Consider the following 18,902-nt stretch of genomic DNA (forward strand, 5'->3'; position numbering starts at 1 on the left):
TTCACCTGTCAGCATTCAGTAAGGATGGTTCAGTGACCCTTCCGGCCGAATGCCGCGCCAGGCAATGCGCTTCACGTTTTCGACTTTCAAATCCAACCCGCTGCCAAAATTATCCGGCCAATTTCCACAGCCCTGTTTCGACTGAATGCTGACTGAGGATTACTGAGTTCTGGTATGCATCACTCCACCCTATGATTCAAATCACAGACCCTTGGGGCATATGGAAATGACAATGTACGCGGTTTGTCGAAAGGATCGCGTGCGATGGCCACGACTGCCCAAAAGACCCTCACTGAAACCCTGCGTACCCTTCCCGGAGATGATGTTCGCCAGATACTCTGGCGTTTTTCCGACCGCTACGACCTGCAGATGCTGGTGCAGTCGGCACGCTCCGTGGCGCGGGGAATCGTAGCAAGGCTCGTTGCCGAAGGGGCTCGCAACTCGCACGAGTGGACCGAACGTAAGAACGAACTGCTGAAGGCGTATGACGACTCCGGAATCACGGCCGCGTTCATGGAACCGGAAGAAGGCGGGTTCATTGCCGGCCCCAAGAATCTCGCTCTGGCCCTCATCGCGTACGAATTGGCCTGGGTCGATGCCGGCGCGGCTACCGGTTCCCTGGCAGGGTGCCTCGCTCTCTCGCCGATCCACGAGCGCGGAACCGAGGAGCAGAAGCAACGTTACATGACCCTGTGCGCTCCGCCACAACCCGGTGAGAACCGCAAACCGTGGCGTGGAGCCTTCTGCCTCACCGAGCCCATCCCCTACGTCGGCGTCGATACCGGAATGCTGAACGGCAAGATGCGCATCGCCGAGTGGAAAGAGGGCGAGGAACCGATCCTGCAGGTAGAAAAACGCGGCCGCTTCATCACCAACATGGGCTTTGCCAACTTCGTGACCGCCGCCGTCGGCCCCGCTGACGATCGCATCAAGAGCAGTGCCATCGTGATCCTCGAAGAAGGTGACGAAGGCATCTTCGATCGTGGCGCGGCGACACGGAAGATGGTTCATCAGTTGTCGTCGACTCACGACCCCATCTTTAATCTGAAAGTTCCGGCGAGCCGCATCGTCGGTGGATACACCATCGAGAACGGCTGCATCATTCCCAATTACTCGCACAGCGAGGTGATCGAGGCCGTATTCAAGCGCACGCGCGTAACCGTCGCAATCATGACTTCGGCGAAGCTCCTTTCGGCAATCGAGCCGGTCATCCGATATCAGCGCGGCAGGTTCCGCGGAGCCGAGCAGGCTACGCCGGGGACCCTCCGCTATGACCTTGGATTGCAGCAGCGCCAGGACGTGCTCCATCGGCTTCTCGATGTCTGGGCAATGGGCGAAGCCAGCGCAGCACTCGGGTTCGCGGCGGCCCGTATTTTTGACGTCGTCGATCCGCTGGAAAAAGAAAAAACGGCAATTCTCGCCGAAAAAAATATCGCGGGCGGCAAGTCGGAGTTGAAGTACTTCCGCCAGGTGCAGAAGGACGCGCTGGAGTTCCTCGACATGTGCGGGCGCGTCGAATCGCGTTCGAGCGAGCGCTTCCGCGAGTTGCACGAGAACAAACTCGTGCAGTACGCAATCCTCGATTCCGTCGCATCGGTTCTCTGCCCCGCTTCAAAACTCTGGAACACCGGCAAGGGTTCGGTCGCGATGCGCGAGGCCGTGAGCCTGATGGGCGGTTACGGCATCACCGAAGACTGCCCCGGATTCCTCGGCCATAAGTGGATGGATTCGCAGCTTGAGGCCACGTACGAGGGCCCGGAGGCCGTGCAGCGCCGCAACCTCACCGTCACCATGACGAACGAGGTCTTCCTGGCCCAGTTCCGCAATTGGATTTCCGAGATGCGGATTCACGCGGCGCGACGTCCAGGAACAGGTGCTTGCGCACTGGCAACGGCCATGCGGCTGTGGCTGTGGACTCTGAACCACATGCAGGTCGCCTCGGATGCAAACGGCGACAAGCTCTATCACGGTCCGCGCCAGGCGGTAACGTTCGCTCTGGCCGACGCACTGTGCTGGCTGCTTGCGTCGCGGCAACAAATTCTCGACGTGATCGAACTCGAAGAACGTGGGCCGGAGAACCCGGTCGTCGCCGAAGGGCTTGAGGGCACGGTGCAGTTCCTGTCGGACTTGGCGCACGTTCAGGTGGCAAAGGCCGCAGGCGAGGTCGGGCGCATCTGTGCCGAGCTGGTGAACGGCTACAACCGGCATCCGGCATGGGACGACGAGGGATACAAGGGCTGCTACTGCGAAGATGAACTCGAAGAACTCGAGCCTCTGATTCCCGGTATTCGCGCTGTCGCAACCGATGTCGTCAATGCGCAGGGACAGCATCCGCTCAAGGCAGGGCCATGCCCGGCCTGCCATGGACTCGACGCCTTCCAGCGGCTTCGTACGAAACTTGACGGATGCCTGACTGGCTCGATGCTGGCGAAGGATCGCGCGGCGGAAGCTCTGACGAAGGTCATGATCCCGGAAGCACTGGATTACCCGCAGCAATAGGACGAAAGAAGAGATGCATCGCGAACCAAAAGAACCGGAGATCGAGCGGCAGAGTCTGGAAGTCGACATTGCCTGCGTGGGCTTTGGCCCAGCGATGGGTGGCTTCCTGACAACGTTGGCCCGCAAGTTCAGTGACGAGCAGAACCCGGTCGAGAGCAAGGCCATGCCGGGCATGCCGCCGCAGGTGATCTGCTACGAACGCGCCGACGATATGGGATTCGGTGTCTCCGGCGTCGTGACGCGTGCGCGCGGCATTCGCGCTACATTTCCGGATTTCGACGCTTCCCAGATCCCGATGGCCACGCCCGTCAAGCAGGAGAAAGTGCTTTATCTCCTCGATCCTATCGGCGCCAGCCGGCGTTCCGCCACGCTGCGGCTCGCCGACAAGCTCCTTCGCGCGATGAAGGGACTCCTTCCGGGATTCAATCACGACGCATTCGAGCTTCCCTACACTCCGCCATTTCTGAAGAAGCACGACGGATTCATTCTCTCGGTCGGTCAGTTCAACCAGTGGGTTGGTAGTCAACTCGTGGGCTCCGGAAGCGTTCAGATATGGCCCGGCATGCCGGTGCGCAAAGCTGTCATCCAAAAGAACAAAGTCCTTGGAATTCGCCTGGTCGACCAGGGCGTCGACAAGCAGGGCAAGCCGGACGCGGGCTTCATGGCCGGCATGGACATCAAAGCCGCGCTCACCGTCGTCGGCGACGGGCCGATCGGACCGGTTGGCCGCCAACTCGACGATGTCTTCGGAATGCCGCCCGGCCATCACGTGCGCGACTGGGCCGTCGGCATGAAGGCCGTCGTCAGTCTTCCAGAGAACGTTGATCTCCCGCCGGGAACCGTCTTCCACACGCTTGGCTATCCCGAGCCGGAGATTTTCGGATTCTTCTACGTTCATCCGGATCGCATCGCTTCCGTCGGAATTTTCGTTCCCTCGTGGTTTGACAGTCCGGTGCGCACTGCCTATCGCTACTTGCAGCATTTCATGCTGCATCCTTACTTGTGGCGATATCTCGAGGGCGGAACGCTGCTCTCCTGGGGCGCAAAGTCCCTGCAGGAATCGGGCAAGCGCGGCGAGCCGTTCCTCTGCGGAAATGGCTATGCGCGGATCGGCGAGGGCTCTGGCAGTACCAACGTCCTCACCGGTTCCGGCGTGGATGAAGCGTGGACGTCGGGGACATTACTTGCTGAAGGCGTAATTGAGTTGATGCGCGCAGGGCGGCCTTTCACTCGCGACAACCTCGAACAGGCCTACGTCGAGCGGCGCCGGAAAAGCTGGGTGGAAGAAGAGGGCCGGGTAGCCGAACACGCACGTGACGGCTTCCAGAAAGGTTTTATTCGCGGTCTGATCGGCATGGGACTCGCCGGGATCACCGGCGGCCGCCTTTCCCTCCACTCGAAGATCAAAGAGCCGCACGAGCGGATTCAGGAACCCGAGGATTATTTCCGCGGAAAGTTCACGCGCGCGGAGATCGACGAGTTACGAACAAAATGTCGCGCCGAAAATCGGTCGCTCCACGACGCGCTCATGGACGCCTGCGGTTGGCCTTCGATTCCTTTCGACGGCAAGTTGCTCATCACGCACCAGGACGCGCTGCTGGTTGGCGGTAAGGTTCAGGCACCCGCGGGTTACGCCGACCATGTTGTCTTCCTGCAGCCGGAAGTCTGCAAGTTCTGCGGCTCCAGGACTTGCGTGGAGATTTGCTCCGGGCAGGCGATCACCGAGGGTGATGATGGCACGCCGAACTTCGATCGCGAGAAATGCGTCCATTGCGGCGCGTGCCTGTGGAACTGCTCGCAGGAGATCGAAAAGGGCAAAACGAATATCGAATTTCGCGCCGGTGCGGGAGGCTTGCACTCGGCGCAAAACTGAAACGCGGACGTTGGACTTCAGACATCCGGCGTCCGCTGTCCCCGACATCTCTCCAACCGACGTCTGCTGTCTGATAACTGACGTCCCAGAGGAAAAAACAGGTAAATGAGTAATCCACTTCAAATCGTTGTTTGCGGCAGCATCGTCCCCGACCCGCTCCAGACATTGGAACCGGTGACGGGCGCTGCCGGTCCTGCGCTGAAGAACGAGATGATGCTGCCGGCCGTGCTCGACCCGTGGGCGGCACATGCCCTGTACGAAGCGGCAAACCTTGCCAAGCAGGTTGCCGGTAGCAAGGTATACCTCGTGAGTCTCGGCCCCAAAGCTAAATTACAGCAAGTCATGATGACGGTCGGACAGAAGGTTCCGTTCGAACTCGTAGCCGTCGATGGGTCTTCCAGCGGCTTCACCGATGCGGAAGAAGTCGCGGCGGCGCTGGCGGCTGCAATCGAAGCCATCCCCGGTCTCGATAAGTCGCGTCTGCTTCTCTTCGGCGGATGGGAATCGGCCTCGCGCGGCGCCGGAGCGACCATGCAGATCCTCGGCGAAATCCTCGGCATTACCGACCAGTTCCAGGGCGTCGATCGCATCACCATGCGACCCGACGGATCGTTCGAGGTCATGGAACGCATCGAGGGCGGCAAGCACCAGGTTTCGGAATGCAAGTCCGCGCCCGCCGTGCTCGGCTGGGCCACTGGACACCTCGGCGAGCCCCGCAACGATCCGCAGGTCGGAATGATGAACATGCGCGGCATCATGCCGTCGCTGCAAAAAGCAAAGCCCGCACAGATACACAACGAGGGCCTTTCTTTCCTCAAAGTTGAATTACCGAAGCAACAGCGCACCACGCGCATCGTGAAGGACGTTTCCGCCGACAAGATCGCGCGCGAAATCGTCGAATGGATTTCGGGGGACTAACGATGGAGACGATTCTTTACCTGACGCACACTGAGCCGGATGGCTCTCTTTCCAAAGCCGCACTGGAAGCCCTTGGGGCCGCGGTCGAACTCGCCATCGACAGTGCTTCTGCTTTGACCATCGGCCTGTTTGGAGGCGAGGTCCAGAAGGCCGCCGACTCAGTCGCAAATTGCCAGGCAGTCCGCATTCTGGGCGTCGAAGGCTCAGAGTTCGCGCAGCCGCGCTACTCCAGTGACGCCAATGCCGCCGAGATCCTGTGCCGCGGCTCGCAGGCGACAGTAGTCGTCACGCCGGGCACCTCGCGCATGTCGCGCATCATGGCCGGTGTCGCCCATCGCTTGAATGGCCGTGTCGACACGCACGTCAACAGCACAGCCGTTGAAGACAATCGCATCGTTATTCGGCGCTGGTTCTACCGTCAGCGAATGACGGCCGACGTCACACGCGCGCAACGTCCCTGGGTACTGGTTATCGATCCCGGAACGCATCCAGCTTATCCGGCGGAGGGCGGCAATGCTGCCATTGAGACACTTCCGGCCGTCCTCGGCGAGACAAACTTGCGAACGACGGTAAAAGGTATTGAGGCCCCGAAGGCCGATCAGCAGACGATTCGCCCTGAAGCCGAACTGCTCTTCGTGGCCGGAGCCGGCTGGACGAAGAAACAGAAAGACGGACAGCCGCACGTGAAAGACGCCGAGTCTCTCATCCTTGGGTTCCTCGCGGAAACAAAGGCTTCGCTCGGCAGCAGCAAGTCGCTGGTCGATATTTCCGGCGAAGGCGGCGAGGTGCTCAAGTTCATGAGCCACATGAACCAGGTCGGCCAGACCGGCGCGACGCCACGACATCCGAAAGGCCTCTCAACCTGCTGCCACGGCGAGGAACCGCACGTGGTCGGCTGGCGATTTATCAACGAGCGTCGCGCGATCAATTTGGACCCGAACTGCGGATGGGCCCGCGGAAAGGCCGACGTGCTCTACGTCGCCGATGCGTTTGAAGTGGTTGCGAAGGTCAACGCATTCTTGGCCGAGAAGAAAGCGGCAACCGTCGGAGCAGATTAGGTAGGAGTACCGGTTTATCAATACTGAAGAAGCGGGCGCCATGCCCGCTTCTGTTTTCTTAGCTTTCGACTTGCGACTTTCAACTGTCTATTTCCGTGGCTTATGCGGGCACGACGCCGCGTTCAGGCATTCGTCGGCGATCCTCAGCCGCTCCACGGGTTTTCCGCCCACAATGTGCGAGTCCAGAATCTCGTCAACATCGGCCGGGGTGACGTGTCCGTACCAGATCGCTTCGGGGTAAACGACGACGTTGGGTCCGTGCTCACACTGATCGAGGCACCCGGCCTTGTTCGCGCGAACTCTCCCCTTCAAGCCGCGACGCGAAACTCCCGCCTTGAATAGCTGATGCAGTTCCCCGGAGCCGTCCGGATTACAGCATCCGCGCGGATGTCCGGGCTCGCGCTGATTCGTACAGATGAAAATGTGGTGTTCGAATCTAGGCATGATCTATTCCAGAATATCGCATCGCCTCACAGATACCGGAGCCACCACTGCTTGTGCGCGCGTTTGTATTCGGCGAACCACGCGCAGACCGGATAGAGCAGGATGACCACCATCGCCCACATCAGGTATACGAACGGCAGGCCGTATCCATAGACATCGTTCGGCCCGGGACCGCTCAACCCTCCGCCATGGAACAACCATGCATACGACTGCCTGTGTATAACCGCAACCACGATCGCGAGGCAGTGGATGAGCCAGATATGCAGGATGTAATAAAACATCGGCACGCGCCCATAGACGACGATTCTGCGCCACAGCCAGTTGCGCCCTGCGTTCAGGTCCATCCGGTCGAACCATGCCAACAGCATCAGCGCCGGCCCGAGCGTCATCAGGGTGAAGTCCAGCGACGGCGGATACTTGTTCACATTGAAGAATGCAATGGTCGACTTCGCGACCGTAGGTTGCGAAACGTAAGGCCCCGCCGCGAACGGAATCAGCGCGCCTTCAACCGGCGGCTGTCCAAAGGGAGTCGTGAAACGCAGCACGAAGAACAATGCAGTCGCAACTGCACCGATAACAAACATGACGCGGCGGCGCTGCCGCGGATCTTTCAAAAGAAGTTTTCCGAATGCATACCCGGCCGCCATCAATCCAAACCACGGCACGATGACGTAGATGTTGATGAAGAATAGGTCCGGGGGCTTAATCGGGATGGCTCCCGGTCTGAACAAAAGCTCAAAAGGAATCTTCAATGCGCCCAGCGACTCGGGCCGGACGCGGTCCAGGAAGTGATGCAGCACGATGATTCCCAGGCCGATCACCGCAATCCACTTCTCGGGCAGCCAGATCACGGCCGCGAGGAGCAAGAAGCTCAAGCCAATTGCATAAAATACCCCAGCGATCACGAATCCGGGAACAAACGAAAAGCCGAAATCCACCATCGTAAATTCCAGCAGCACCAGCCAAAGTCCTCGCTTTATGAGGAAACCGGCAACTTCGCTTGTTCTCCTGCCGCGAGCCGCGAACAGGAACGCGCCGGTACCGGCGAGGAAGAAGAATACTGGTGCGCAGAAGTGGGTGATCCAGCGTGCAAAGAAGTAGGCCAGGTCGGTTCGCGGAAGGACCTCCGGCGTGTTACGCACGTAAGAGAAGAATTCCCGCGTGTGGTCCAGCGCCATGATGACCATGACCAGGCCGCGCAGGAGGTCGACCGAGTCAAGCCGTCGTCCGGATCTTACCTGTCTTTGGGAGTCGCTTGCCGTCGCGACAGTTGTGCCCGTTGAGGTTGCCATCCTTGCCCACTCTTCCCGCTACGATAACACACCGAAGTTGGCCCAAACGCATGGGTCAACGAAGGTTCGAGCGATAGATGCGGAAGTTCTCACGCGAGTGGATCTCTTCGAGGTAATCCATCGTATCAACCACGTGAAGTTCCATCGGCGTGTTGTAGATGACGAACGCCGGGCGGGGCTGCTTCCGCAGCGATGTCTCAAAATTCGTCATCACCTCCCTCAGCACATAGTCCGGGAATGGATTGAACAGGTAGAGAAGAATCGGCTCATCCGGGAACTGGAACTGTCGCGCATCCATGCAGAGCGACGAAATGCTACGGCAGAGACGCCCGTCGACGGGAAAGCGCATAATGTTCTCCTGCGCGATTCGGTTCAGCTCCGGCTGCACTTCGACGCCGATGATTTCGCGAAACGGATACCCTGACGCAAGTAGCAGCGCCCGGCCCTTACCCGACCCGAGATCGATGAACGCGAAGTCAGAGAAGTCGGCCGGCACCTGCGCGAGAACATCGTGAAACTCGGTCGGATCCGTTGGTTGGTAGAGTCTCTCGGTAAACAGTTCGCGAAGACGAACGCGGAGCGGCAAGCGCGCCCACGTGGTATCGACTCCGAAGTCGCAGTCATAATCAATGTCGCCAAAGCGCGACCGGCGTCGGTCGGGAAAGCTGTCGCGGACGAACAGCCCGAACTGCTCGCCGAAGGTCTTCACCGTGCCCCACGCGCCGCGCTGGCGCAGAGAGTCGCGCAACCACTGCAGCATCAATCCGGGAAGGTTGGTTGAGTCGGCGCGCGAAGAGCCCATGCACACATTATGCACGGGCAGATTCTCGTGGGCCACGTTTCACCATGCAAGAGGAGCCAGGATATGAACATGGACAAATTTCTCGAAGCGGCCATTGAAGAAGCGCAGGCGGGTCTGCGCGAGGGCGGAATTCCCATCGGCTCCGTGCTGGTGCACGATGACAAGATCCTTGGCCGGGGACACAACCGGCGCGTGCAGCGCGGCAGCGCAATCCTTCACGGCGAGATGGACGCCCTCGAAAATGCGGGCCGTCATCCTGCCTCGGTTTACCGTGAGTCAATTCTCTATACGACGCTCTCGCCTTGCGCCATGTGCTCAGGTGCGATCCTGCTTTACGGAATCCCGCGGGTCCTTGTCGGCGAGAATCGCACGTTCCTCGGTGAAGAAGATATGCTTCGCTCGCGCGGCGTTTCCGTCCAGGTTCTCCACGACGAGCGCTGTATTCAAATGATGCAGGAGTTCATTCGGAATCGTCCCGAGCTGTGGAACGAGGATATCGGCGTGTAAATCGATCCGCGAACATGAGTCGACGCGTCATTGCGAATGCTGGGACGACGCAGTCCTTCTCAGAGGAAGTTGAGTTTCCTGGAACGACGCTTCTATACACGGTGAGCCTGGGTGGTATCGCATCTCCACAGTTCCCTGGCTGACTTCGATTTCGGTGTAGCTGACTGTTGCGGCATCATCGCGGTGCACGCAGACGCTGAATGCTCCTGGCGCCGGATCATGGGATGCATGCATCCTGCGAAGCCAGTTCACTGTGCCGGCGTTCGCGGATAGCCGGCCCGCTTTGAAAATTTCACCACGAATTTCCGCAGCTTTCGTATCGGAAAGGCCGGACGAGAACCACTGCCTCGGGCCCCACGGATGATCCAGGACTGATAAAGCCTGTCCATCCCAAACCCACTCTTGCACCTGGCGAAGTACCGCGCTCACCCCGATCAAACGAAACGGCAGAAAGTTGAAGAGTCCTGCTTCTTCGAGAATGCCGGTGATACTAGTAAAATCGGGTGCGGCAACAGCACCGAGGACAACCCGCCCGCGCGAGACATTCTTTGCTGACCGCCGCCCGCCATTGCGATTCAGCAGCGCCCAGGTATCGCCACGCTCGGTCGCGGCAATCCATGTCCCGCCCTCAACATCGGTCGGAAAAATCGCTTTTGTTCCGCCTGGCTCGTGTGTCGCCGGCGGATGAGCTGATCCGCGTGTCAGCAACTCATCGCGATTCATCGCCACCAGATAACCAGCGTTCTTCGGAACGAAACTGAGGGTGCACACGAGGATAGTTTAATCCGCTGGCACGGTCTTTGAAGTGCCTGCGACAACAGTACTGGTATTTTGTGCCTGCCGTTCGGCGAGTTCAGAAATCATCGATGCCACCAGCGCCGTCCAGCCTGTCTGGTGGCTAGCGCCCACTCCCCTGCCATTGTCGCCGTGGAAGTACTCGTAGAAAGGAATGTAATCACGCCAGTGCGGATCGCTCTGGAAGACCTCGTTACCGCCAAATACTGGCCGCCGGCCATTCGCGTCGCGGCGGAAGATACTTACGACGCGATCGGTAATGATATTCGCCGCGTCCTCAAGGTTCACCAGTTGTCCTGAACCCGTCGGGCACTCCACCTTCAAGCTGTCCCCGTAATACTGGAAGAACCGCCGCAGTCCCTGCGTCAGCAGATAGTTCACTGGCATCCAGATTGGTCCACGCCAATTGGAGTTCCCGCCGAACATCCCGCTGCTGGATTCCGCTGGCTCGTAGCCAATCGAATACTGGACGCCGTCGAGGTCCAGCGTGTACGGGTGGTCCTTGTGATACCGCGACAGCGCACGAATCCCATATGTCGACAGGAATTCGTGCTCGTCCAGCATGGTCTCGAGCATGCGTCTCAATTGAGCCTGGTTAGCAATCGAAAACAGGCGTCGTTCGCGGTGTCCTTGCGTCTTCATGCACGCAACGTTTCCGGTGAGGTCGGGCCGGTTCTCGATGAACCACTCCAGTCGCTCGCGGAAAGTGGGCATTTTGTCGAGCAGTTCCGGTTCTATCGTTTGCACGGCGTGCAGCGGAATCAAGCCAACCATGGAGCGTACACGGATCGGGATGGTCTGGCCGTCGGCTCCATGCAGCACGTCGTAAAAGAATCCGTCCTGCTCGTCCCAGAGGCTGAGCCCATCGTCGCCCATGTGGTTCATGGCCCACGCAATGTAGACGAAGTGCTCCCAGAATTTGCTGGCCACGTCCTCGTAGACCGGATCTTCCGAAGCGAGTTCGAGTGCGATCGCGAGCAGGTCGAGTGAGTACATCGCCATCCAACTCGTCCCGTCCGACTGCTCGATGCGGTCTCCGCTCGGCAATTCCGTGTTGCGGTCGAACAACCCAATATTGTCGAGCCCAAGGAATCCGCCCTGGAATACGTTCTGCCCTTCAGGATCCTTCCGGTTCACCCACCACGTGAAATTCAGCATGAGCTTGTGGAAGATGCGTTCGAGAAACGCGCGATCACCGCGTCCACCTCTCTTTTGCTTGTCGATCAGATACACCTTGTAGCTCGCCCACGCGTGCACCGGCGGATTCACGTTCCCGAATTCCCACTCGTATGCCGGAATCTGCCCGTTCGGGTGCATGTACCACTCGCGCAGCATCAGCACCAGTTGCTGCTTCGCGAATTCGGGATCGATATGCGCGAACGCCACGCAATGGAACGCCAGGTCCCATGCCGCATACCACGGATACTCCCACTTGTCCGGCATGGAGATGACGTCGGCATTGTAGATATGAGTCCAGTTGTGATTGCGGCCCTCTTTGCGCTCCGGTGGTGGTGGCGGAAAACCCGGATCGCCATTCAGCCAGTCGCGAACGACGTAGTGGTAATACTGCTTGGTCCACAGCAAACCCGCGAATGCCTGTCGCATGATGTTCCGCGTGTCCGCGTCGGCAGACTGCGGAATGATTGCTGCGTAGTATTCGTCCGCCTCGGCTTTCCTTGCCGCGAACGTCTGGTCGAATTCCATCCCGAGCGGGTCGTTGCAGTCCATTCGCACGGCGCTGTTCCGCAGGCGCAGCTTCAGCGTGATCTCTCCTCCGCCAGGGACATCGAACGAATAATGCAGAGCGGCCTTGGTTCCGAACCGCCCTGGATTCACCACATCTTTTTTCCCTGCAATGACGTATTCGTGGAATGCATCCTTCACATACGGCTGCAGGTTGGCGACGTTGTAGAGCCTCTCAAGGTTGGTTTCGTTTTCCGTGAAGAGCAGTTCCGGCGCGCCCTCGAAATACAGATCGTAATCGCCCAGTTCCTCGCCGCTTGCCTCCAGCAGTCCCATTCGCGCTCCCTGCCGGATCCCCGGATTCGAGTTCTCCGGATGCCACGACCATCGGTTGCGATACCACAGCGACGGCAGTACCCGAAGCCTCGCCGCCTCCAGCGCGCGATTCGCCACCGTGATCCGAATGCAGATGTCCTCAACGTCAACTTTCGCGTATTCCATGAACACATCGAAATAGCGGTTCTCGTTGAATACTCCCGTATCGATCAGTTCGTACTCGGGATCACCCTTTCCCCGGCGCCCGTTTTCCTCCCGCAAGAGATCGTATGGAAACTCGGCCTGCGGATACTTGTACAGGTACTTCATGTAGGAATGCGTCGGCGTGTTGTCGAGATAGAAGTAGTACTCCTTCACATCCTCGCCGTGATTTCCTTCGTGATTGCTCAGCCCGAAAAGCCGCTCTTTCAGGATGGGGTCTTTCTCATTCCACAGCGCCAACCCGAGGCAAAGGTACTGGTGGCGATCGCAGATTCCCGCAAGCCCATCTTCGTTCCACCGATACGCGCGCGAGCGGGCGTGATCGTGCGGAAAGTAATCCCAGGGGTCTCCCGACGCGCTGTAGTCTTCGCGCACCGTGCCCCACGCGCGCTCGGCGACATACGGCCCCCAGTGCTTCCACTCCTTGCGCCGCTGGTTGGCCTCGTGCAATCGCTGTTCTTCTCGGGTCATCCTTGACCACCTCTTCCTCTAGACGCGCAGATTGGGCATCAGGCTCACGCCCACATGATCGCACACAGCAAATCCGACGCAGCACTCGCCTTTGTCCCCACAGTGCCCCAACAGATTCGCACATCTTGTCAGCGCCGAGATGCGCCTCGTGCGTTACAGATAGTAATCAGTGGCTGGTTATGCTGGTTCGCCGTGCGCCATTTTCGCCATTCCGGGAAAAGCCACCATCAGCCGCACGCCAGAACGACCATCAAAAGAAGTGAGCTGATGGATGCGCCGGTTCGGATCTCGCAACAAGGCGCGCGCCGGCGAGTGCACCGTGACAGCCACAGCGCTGGCAGTCCGGAGAGAAAACAGAGAGTGCGCCACAGGGGAAGTTGTCGGGGGCGGATGACGGTGTGACGCGCCACCCACGGTAATAGATAGGAGTACCTGCTTGTGCGTCAGCGGCAGGTCGGTTTCAGCCTACTGCTGTTGTTGTCCCGCCACCACCCGCGCCACAGCGATCATGCCTATCGCCGATGCCGAAGGGTCCTGCAGCCGCTGCGCCCGCTTCAGCGCATCCACCGGATCTACCTGCGCTGCCGCTTCGCTGACTTCTTCTATAACAGCCGGTGCATCGATCTTATTGCGGTCGGACCACACGTCTTCCAAACTCGAGAAAGCCAGATCGAAGTAGCGGGTTGCGGCCTTCTTGTCTCCGCTCGTCCCGGTTGCGAACCCACTCGCGGCTGCCTCGCGTGCCCGCAGCGATGGCGGCATCTTCTCCAACTCAGGCATGCGATCCGTTCCCTTCTCGTCCATCGCCTGCAGCACCGAAACGGATTCCTCTTCCGGACGTTCAGCGTCTCCGGGCTGACCTTCGGTTTGCGCAACCTCCCGCGCCATCACATCGCTCGCCAGTGCATCGTCGTACGCCTTCTCCCCCAGCACCGACTTCATCGTCCCGGTCACGATATTCACCGCCAGGTTGCGGGGCCCACCTTCTTTCATCTTTCCCAGCCAGAGCAGCATTTTGACTCCGGTACTCTGGGCGGCATCTTTGCTTACCACTGGAGCCATCCGGTCGTACATCGCCGCGAAATTCGGCGCGTCCGCTCTCGCCGCCTCGGTATCTGACGGAAGATTTGAGACCAACTTCACAAAGTAATCCTGCGCCCAGGCGGTCTTCGGCCCAACCTGCTCGATTGTCGCCAGCAACGCGCGGGGTGCCACCACCCCTTGCGCCATAGCGTTTTCCAGCTTGCGTCGCACCGCTTCCAAAGCTTCCTTCGGGCACGACGACTCTGCCGCGATCAGCGACTGTTCCGCCGCCGCAACCTGCTGGTCAGGGATGTTCTCCACGAACGACTGCGCCGCCTTGCAATCAATCTGCCCTGCCTCCAGGATCGACACCGCCGGCTTCTTCCCGATCGCGATCAGGTCCTGCTCAATCCGCATTCCTTCCTTCGTGAACTGACGGGCCAGTGCCGGCTTCAGCGGAGCAACAATATTCGCCGCCGCGGCAAGCACCCGAAGTCGGTCCTGCTGGTCCGATTGCGGCAGCGCCACCGCCGACTGCACAACATCCAGCACAAACTTTTGTTGGCTGCTCAGTGCCCCAGCTTTTGCGTTCGCCGCCGGAGCCATCTTCGTCTGCGCGGGCGCCGCCGGCCCCTTTGCTCCTTGCCCGAAAAGAAGAGAGGACGACACCATTAGTGCCGCTGCCAATATGAGTGCTCTCTGTTTCATGAACTTCAACCTTGCTGATTCTTCTTTCTACTCCGTTCCGTTTCTAAGTCCGCACCCCACACCTGCCGTAGTCAGCAGATGCGGGGCTCTTTCCAACTGGAAATCCACAACCGGGAACTGCTTGTTTCTCACCAGGCCGTCAAGGTCACTTTATCCAGCCACACCTGGTAGTCCGTCATGTACTTATTGCCGTCCATCTGGAACGCCGCATTCAACTCGTTCACGCTGCTGGACTTGGGTGCATAAGTGCGGTTCACGTAGTGGGTAACCCCGTCGAGCGTGATCGAGACGAACTTCACCTGATTGCCAGAAGTTCTCTGGAACTGCCACGTCAGGTGGTGCCACTTGTACGCCGAGGGCGCTGAGCAAGGTATTCCCGTGCTCTTCCAATGATAAGCCACCGACCAGACGTCCCAGGCATGCGTTCCCTTGATGTTGCACTGCGTTCCAAAAATGTACTTGTGCCCGCCGACCGACTGGTTCACATCGAACTCCAGCGCCTGTGCTGCACTCGGGTTCTTGATGTAGAAGTACAGGTCGTACTTGAAATTGTGGGCCGTCGAATTGGCGCCCACCTGCTTCCACCAGAGCGCATTTGAATACGGCGTGCTGCCCCCGACCGAAAACTTCGAGGCTGACCCTGTCAAAGATGGCGAGCCAATGTAAAGCGTTTGCGAATACGACGCCGATGGTCCGCTTCCATTCGTTCCTGCACACACCGTGCAGCTTGACCACTTGTATTTCTGGAGCGAGGAATAGGTTGCGGTGCCCGCAAAGGCGCTGCCGGCGAACACCATCATCGCAAGTGCCGTCACGACACACGTCAGTACGGTCTTGCTGTTCTTAATCTTGCCGAAATGCATCAGGAGCTCCGGGGGAGTTGGGGGATAGAACGCGGCGAGCTTCAGTGCGAGTTCTGCGTTCGAGTGTCACCTTACGGGGCCTTCTACTCTCACTCAAGCGCAAATTATTGTCCCAAAACGATTTCCGGGCACCGGTACTAGGCGCGGGTTACGAAACACCCTAATCCCACCGCGTAAGGTGCCGCCTCACGTTCCTCCCCAATGTCTCTCACGCCCTTAACATTAGCGGGTTTCGGGATTAGGTCCGAAAAGTCACCGCCGGGCGACAAGTAAGGTCTCTTCAGAGCTGCCGTTCTTCTTAGTCCTGTTCGGCAAGTTCGAAAATCGCTCCGAACTAGAGCGATTTCCCGAGGGCTTTCGACTCAATCGCTCAATACCACTCCGCAAATGCGGAAGATTTCCACACTCGATACGCCCCTAATGGGTATTTCACCGCAATGTAAAGTGATCCACTCGCGTGCGCCAGGAATCGTACAAAGGCCGGCTTTTACTGAGAGTGAAGACGAAGGACCGGGAACCGTCCTTCTAGTGATGTTCTCGCGCGTACGCCCTCAATTCCGCCACGATCTCCGCCGCCGCTTTTCTTGCGCGCTCGAACTCCGTCGGCGGAAACGAAATTGCCCCCACCCTCGCATGACCGCCGCCTCCGTACCTCTCGCAGATCTTCGCCAGGTTCGTCAGGTTCTCCGCCGTAGTCCACGGGTTCGACCCCACTGAAACCTTGGTCCGGAAGCTGCTCTTGCTCAGCCCCACGCTGTAAACACATTCGGGATGAAGGTAGTACGGAATGAACTTGTTGTACCCCTCGAGGTCATAATCAGTGACGTCGAAATAAACGACCCTGTCCTTGCTCTCCGTCCTCTCCCGCAGAATATCGATTGACTTCCAGTGCCGGTCGAGCAGAGGCGGCAACTTTTCCGCCACGAACGGTTCCTCCACCGTCTGGCTCAGCGACTGCGACGACAGATAAGGAATCAGTCGCGGCACGAATGTCGGGTCCTGCGTCGCCTCGATCACCATCGTGATGCGCATTGCCGGCGCTTTCAGTTCCACCGCCTCCTTCGCACTCGCAAACGACGCCCCATCGATCGTATCCGCCCAGTGCACCATGTCCGCCACCGGCGCCGTATCGAACTGGAATCTCTCCTCCCCCACCCCGGCAATCAGCTTCGTACAGGATTTGCAATCCGGGTCGTAGAACTTCGTCGAGCTCTTCTGCTCTTTGAAGTGCGCCGCATCCTCCGCCGTCAGAAACGCGCTCTGGTGATGATCGAACCACCACTGTATCTTCGGCGACGCCGAGTACTTGAAATCGACGATCGCGTTCACATCCCCGGTAAAGTCGGCCTCGTTGAACAGCGCCCCCGCCCGATGCACCAACCCGTGGAATTCGAACTTCGCCTTGCCATCGACTCGCTCATGGTACAACCGGCTGAAAAGCGAAGCCGAACACGCCCCATCGAAACACTTGTCGTGATAAAAGACCCGAACGATCACTGGTTCCCTTTCTTAGGCCGAGGTCGTCTCTTGTTCCGAAAACCAATAAAGGAAAAGCTAATAGGAATAAAGCCCCCGCAAGAAGATGTCAAGCAAAGGAAATCAGATCTTCCCCAACCGAGAACTTCCTTCCGTGCCCTCCATCACAGACTTCCGCCATTTTTCCGGACTAACATTCCCGCCGCAATCCATACGTGAAGGAGGTCGGTTTATGGCAACCAACGTATTGGGCAAAGTGGACGAGCACGCCGCGGAATCGATTCACAAGGTTTCGCGCACAACAACCGCCGTCGCCGACGCAATCGAGGCCGGCATCGACACGGCAAAACGGCTCGGCAAGCACGGAAGCGACGCGGCGGAGGAACTCATGGATGACGCCGTCCTCCGTATCAAGCGTCACCCCGTCGAAACCCTCGTCGCAGCCTTCGCCGTCGGATTCGCAATCGGCGGCCTCATCGATCGTCTAATTCGCCGCAGCTAGAAGATTACTCGCATCTGGATGCCCCGTCCTGGCCTGCTGGGACGGGGTTGTTGTTTGGATATCGAACACCTCATCGCTGACAACCTCGCCTTCGCTCCGAGAATGAACGGCCGGGGACATCCCTGACTTTTTAGACCGGGCACAGGGCATGCTGAAGTTCAACATGTCCCATTCGAACGAACCAGAGTGTCAGGTATGTCCCCGGTCTAACCTGTCAGGTATGTGCCCCGTCTGTACCAGAAAGTAGCCCCGCACGTCAGTGCGGGGTCAACGATGCCCAATCCCGTGCGAAGTCGCGCAAAGCGCAACGACAGATTATCTCCTGCTCAACTCCGCCGCTTGGCTCCGGGAGATCCCAGGCCTCCCGCTCACCACGAACCCGGCTTTGTCCGCCAACCGCAACTCCTCCGCAAACTCCGACTCACTCACATGCCCCGCCGGTTCCACTAGCAGCATCTTCGCGCCGCTCCGCGAGGCTACCGCTACTTCCGCGAAAAACTTCTCGCACGACGGCATCTCGTGCACCACTGCAAACGCCAGCGTGAAGTCGACGCTTCCCGCAATGTCATCCAACTCCATCGACTCCGCCGGAACCAGCCGCGCCTCGATCCGGTCCAGCAGCCCCGCCGTCTTCGCCTTGCGTTTCAGCGCTCGCAGCATCTTCTCCTGCAAGTCCACCGCGATCACTCGCCCGCTCGGTCCCACCAGTCTCGCCAACTCCATCGTGAAGAATCCCATTCCTGGCCCCGGCTCCAGCACCGTCATCCCTTCCCTCACATACGGCGCCAGCAGCTTTCTCCGATCCGTCATCCAACCCCGAACCGGATTCGCCAGGACATATCCCAGCCACCACGGACACACACGCTTGCTCATCTCAGGCCTCGCCCTTGCAGACAAACACAGCAGTTGTACCGGCAATTGCTCCCATAGATGAGAACACATCGCGCGTCACCAGGAAACCTCCTGCATTGGGTGCCCAGACATTTCCCTCGGAAGGTCCGGAACATTGGGTGCCCGGTCCTTTCCTTCTTTTGGAAAGGGCCGGTTGACCACATTACTGTTGGGTACCGAGAAGGCCGGAACGCCGAAGCCGCCCATACTTCTTGAACCGAGGCATGATCCGTCATCTCGTTCACGGCGACCACTTCCTGTTCCCGAAATGCATCGCAACGATAACTGCTCATTCTCGCCCGTTGTCTTCCCGCAGGCCCGATCGCCCGAACCCACAACGCCCCAGCCGCGCAGCGGCGAAACACGATAGCCCGACGGCGTAAGCCCCGGGTCGCGAAGACTCCAATTTCTTTCCGTCGAGCCGGCTTCAGCCGGCGACACCTCAACCTCAACCCTCCCCCGCCAATTTAGCCGTGAATCCTCACCTTGAATTGAGTACCATCATCAGCAGCAAGATGCCGACCGAAACACAATTACGTTCTACCGGCAAAGAACGCGAT

General features: G+C 59.0%; 15 protein-coding genes. 6 read left to right on the forward strand and 9 right to left on the reverse strand.

The features are described 5' to 3' along the window. Positions 1–264: 264 nt before the first annotated feature. The 4 genes from ROO76_06770 (at position 265) to ROO76_06785 (ending at position 6,348) form a co-directional block, all read left to right on the forward strand. On the forward strand, positions 265–2,499 hold the full coding sequence (locus ROO76_06770; GenBank protein MDT8067855.1) for an acyl-CoA dehydrogenase family protein: 2,235 nt from the start codon (positions 265–267) through the stop codon (positions 2,497–2,499). 13 nt (positions 2,500–2,512) lie between these two features. Beyond that, positions 2,513–4,372 (forward strand): 4Fe-4S ferredoxin, encoded by a 1,860-nt coding sequence (locus ROO76_06775; protein MDT8067856.1) that lies wholly within the window; start codon positions 2,513–2,515, stop codon positions 4,370–4,372. A 105-nt stretch (positions 4,373–4,477) separates the two neighbouring features. Further along, on the forward strand, positions 4,478–5,290 hold the full coding sequence (locus tag ROO76_06780) for an electron transfer flavoprotein subunit beta (GenBank protein ID MDT8067857.1): 813 nt from the start codon (positions 4,478–4,480) through the stop codon (positions 5,288–5,290). A gap of 2 nt (positions 5,291–5,292) precedes the next feature. Continuing rightward, positions 5,293–6,348, forward strand: a complete 1,056-nt coding sequence (locus ROO76_06785) for an electron transfer flavoprotein subunit alpha (protein ID MDT8067858.1) — start codon at positions 5,293–5,295, stop codon at positions 6,346–6,348. Between the two features lie 87 nt (positions 6,349–6,435). Here ROO76_06785 and ROO76_06790 read toward each other — a convergent pair whose 3' ends face one another. The 3 genes from ROO76_06790 to ROO76_06800 are packed head-to-tail and all read right to left on the reverse strand — an operon-like array spanning position 6,436 to position 8,901. After that, positions 6,436–6,792: a (2Fe-2S) ferredoxin domain-containing protein gene (locus ROO76_06790; protein MDT8067859.1), complete on the reverse strand. Its 357-nt coding sequence runs from the start codon at positions 6,790–6,792 to the stop codon at positions 6,436–6,438. 26 nt (positions 6,793–6,818) lie between these two features. Further along, positions 6,819–8,084, reverse strand: coding sequence for a heparan-alpha-glucosaminide N-acetyltransferase domain-containing protein (locus ROO76_06795; GenBank protein ID MDT8067860.1), 1,266 nt, complete (start codon positions 8,082–8,084; stop codon positions 6,819–6,821). 55 nt (positions 8,085–8,139) lie between these two features. Beyond that, positions 8,140–8,901: a class I SAM-dependent methyltransferase gene (locus tag ROO76_06800; GenBank protein MDT8067861.1), complete on the reverse strand. Its 762-nt coding sequence runs from the start codon at positions 8,899–8,901 to the stop codon at positions 8,140–8,142. Between the two features lie 54 nt (positions 8,902–8,955). On the opposite strand from ROO76_06800, the gene ROO76_06805 reads away from it, so the two are divergent. Then, positions 8,956–9,393 carry a nucleoside deaminase gene (locus ROO76_06805; protein ID MDT8067862.1) on the forward strand — a complete coding sequence of 146 codons (438 nt, stop codon included), beginning with the start codon at positions 8,956–8,958 and terminating at the stop codon, positions 9,391–9,393. 27 nt (positions 9,394–9,420) lie between these two features. Here ROO76_06805 and ROO76_06810 read toward each other — a convergent pair whose 3' ends face one another. From ROO76_06810 to ROO76_06830, 5 genes are all read right to left on the reverse strand, one after another. Beyond that, entirely contained in the window at positions 9,421–10,164 is a 744-nt protein-coding gene (locus ROO76_06810; GenBank protein MDT8067863.1) for an NRDE family protein, read from the reverse strand. Positions 10,165–10,173: 9 nt separating this feature from the next. Further along, complete coding sequence (locus tag ROO76_06815) at positions 10,174–12,879, reverse strand: glucosidase (GenBank protein ID MDT8067864.1); 2,706 nt, start codon at positions 12,877–12,879, stop codon at positions 10,174–10,176. A gap of 465 nt (positions 12,880–13,344) precedes the next feature. Next, on the reverse strand, positions 13,345–14,610 hold the full coding sequence (locus tag ROO76_06820; protein ID MDT8067865.1) for a hypothetical protein: 1,266 nt from the start codon (positions 14,608–14,610) through the stop codon (positions 13,345–13,347). 128 nt (positions 14,611–14,738) lie between these two features. Next, positions 14,739–15,473 carry a hypothetical protein gene (locus ROO76_06825; protein ID MDT8067866.1) on the reverse strand — a complete coding sequence of 245 codons (735 nt, stop codon included), beginning with the start codon at positions 15,471–15,473 and terminating at the stop codon, positions 14,739–14,741. 525 nt (positions 15,474–15,998) lie between these two features. Further along, a complete protein-coding gene (locus ROO76_06830; GenBank protein ID MDT8067867.1) occupies positions 15,999–16,970 on the reverse strand; it encodes a phosphoesterase in 972 nt (323 codons plus the stop codon). 211 nt (positions 16,971–17,181) lie between these two features. Between ROO76_06830 and ROO76_06835 the strand changes: the two genes are divergently transcribed. Then, on the forward strand, positions 17,182–17,451 hold the full coding sequence (locus tag ROO76_06835; GenBank protein MDT8067868.1) for a hypothetical protein: 270 nt from the start codon (positions 17,182–17,184) through the stop codon (positions 17,449–17,451). Positions 17,452–17,766: 315 nt separating this feature from the next. On the opposite strand, the gene ROO76_06840 is transcribed toward ROO76_06835, so the two are convergent. Further along, on the reverse strand, positions 17,767–18,324 hold the full coding sequence (locus tag ROO76_06840; protein MDT8067869.1) for a methyltransferase domain-containing protein: 558 nt from the start codon (positions 18,322–18,324) through the stop codon (positions 17,767–17,769). Positions 18,325–18,902: the final 578 nt, after the last annotated feature.

The organism is Terriglobia bacterium, from assembly GCA_032252755.1.
GTDB lineage: Bacteria > Acidobacteriota > Terriglobia > Terriglobales > Acidobacteriaceae > JAVUPY01.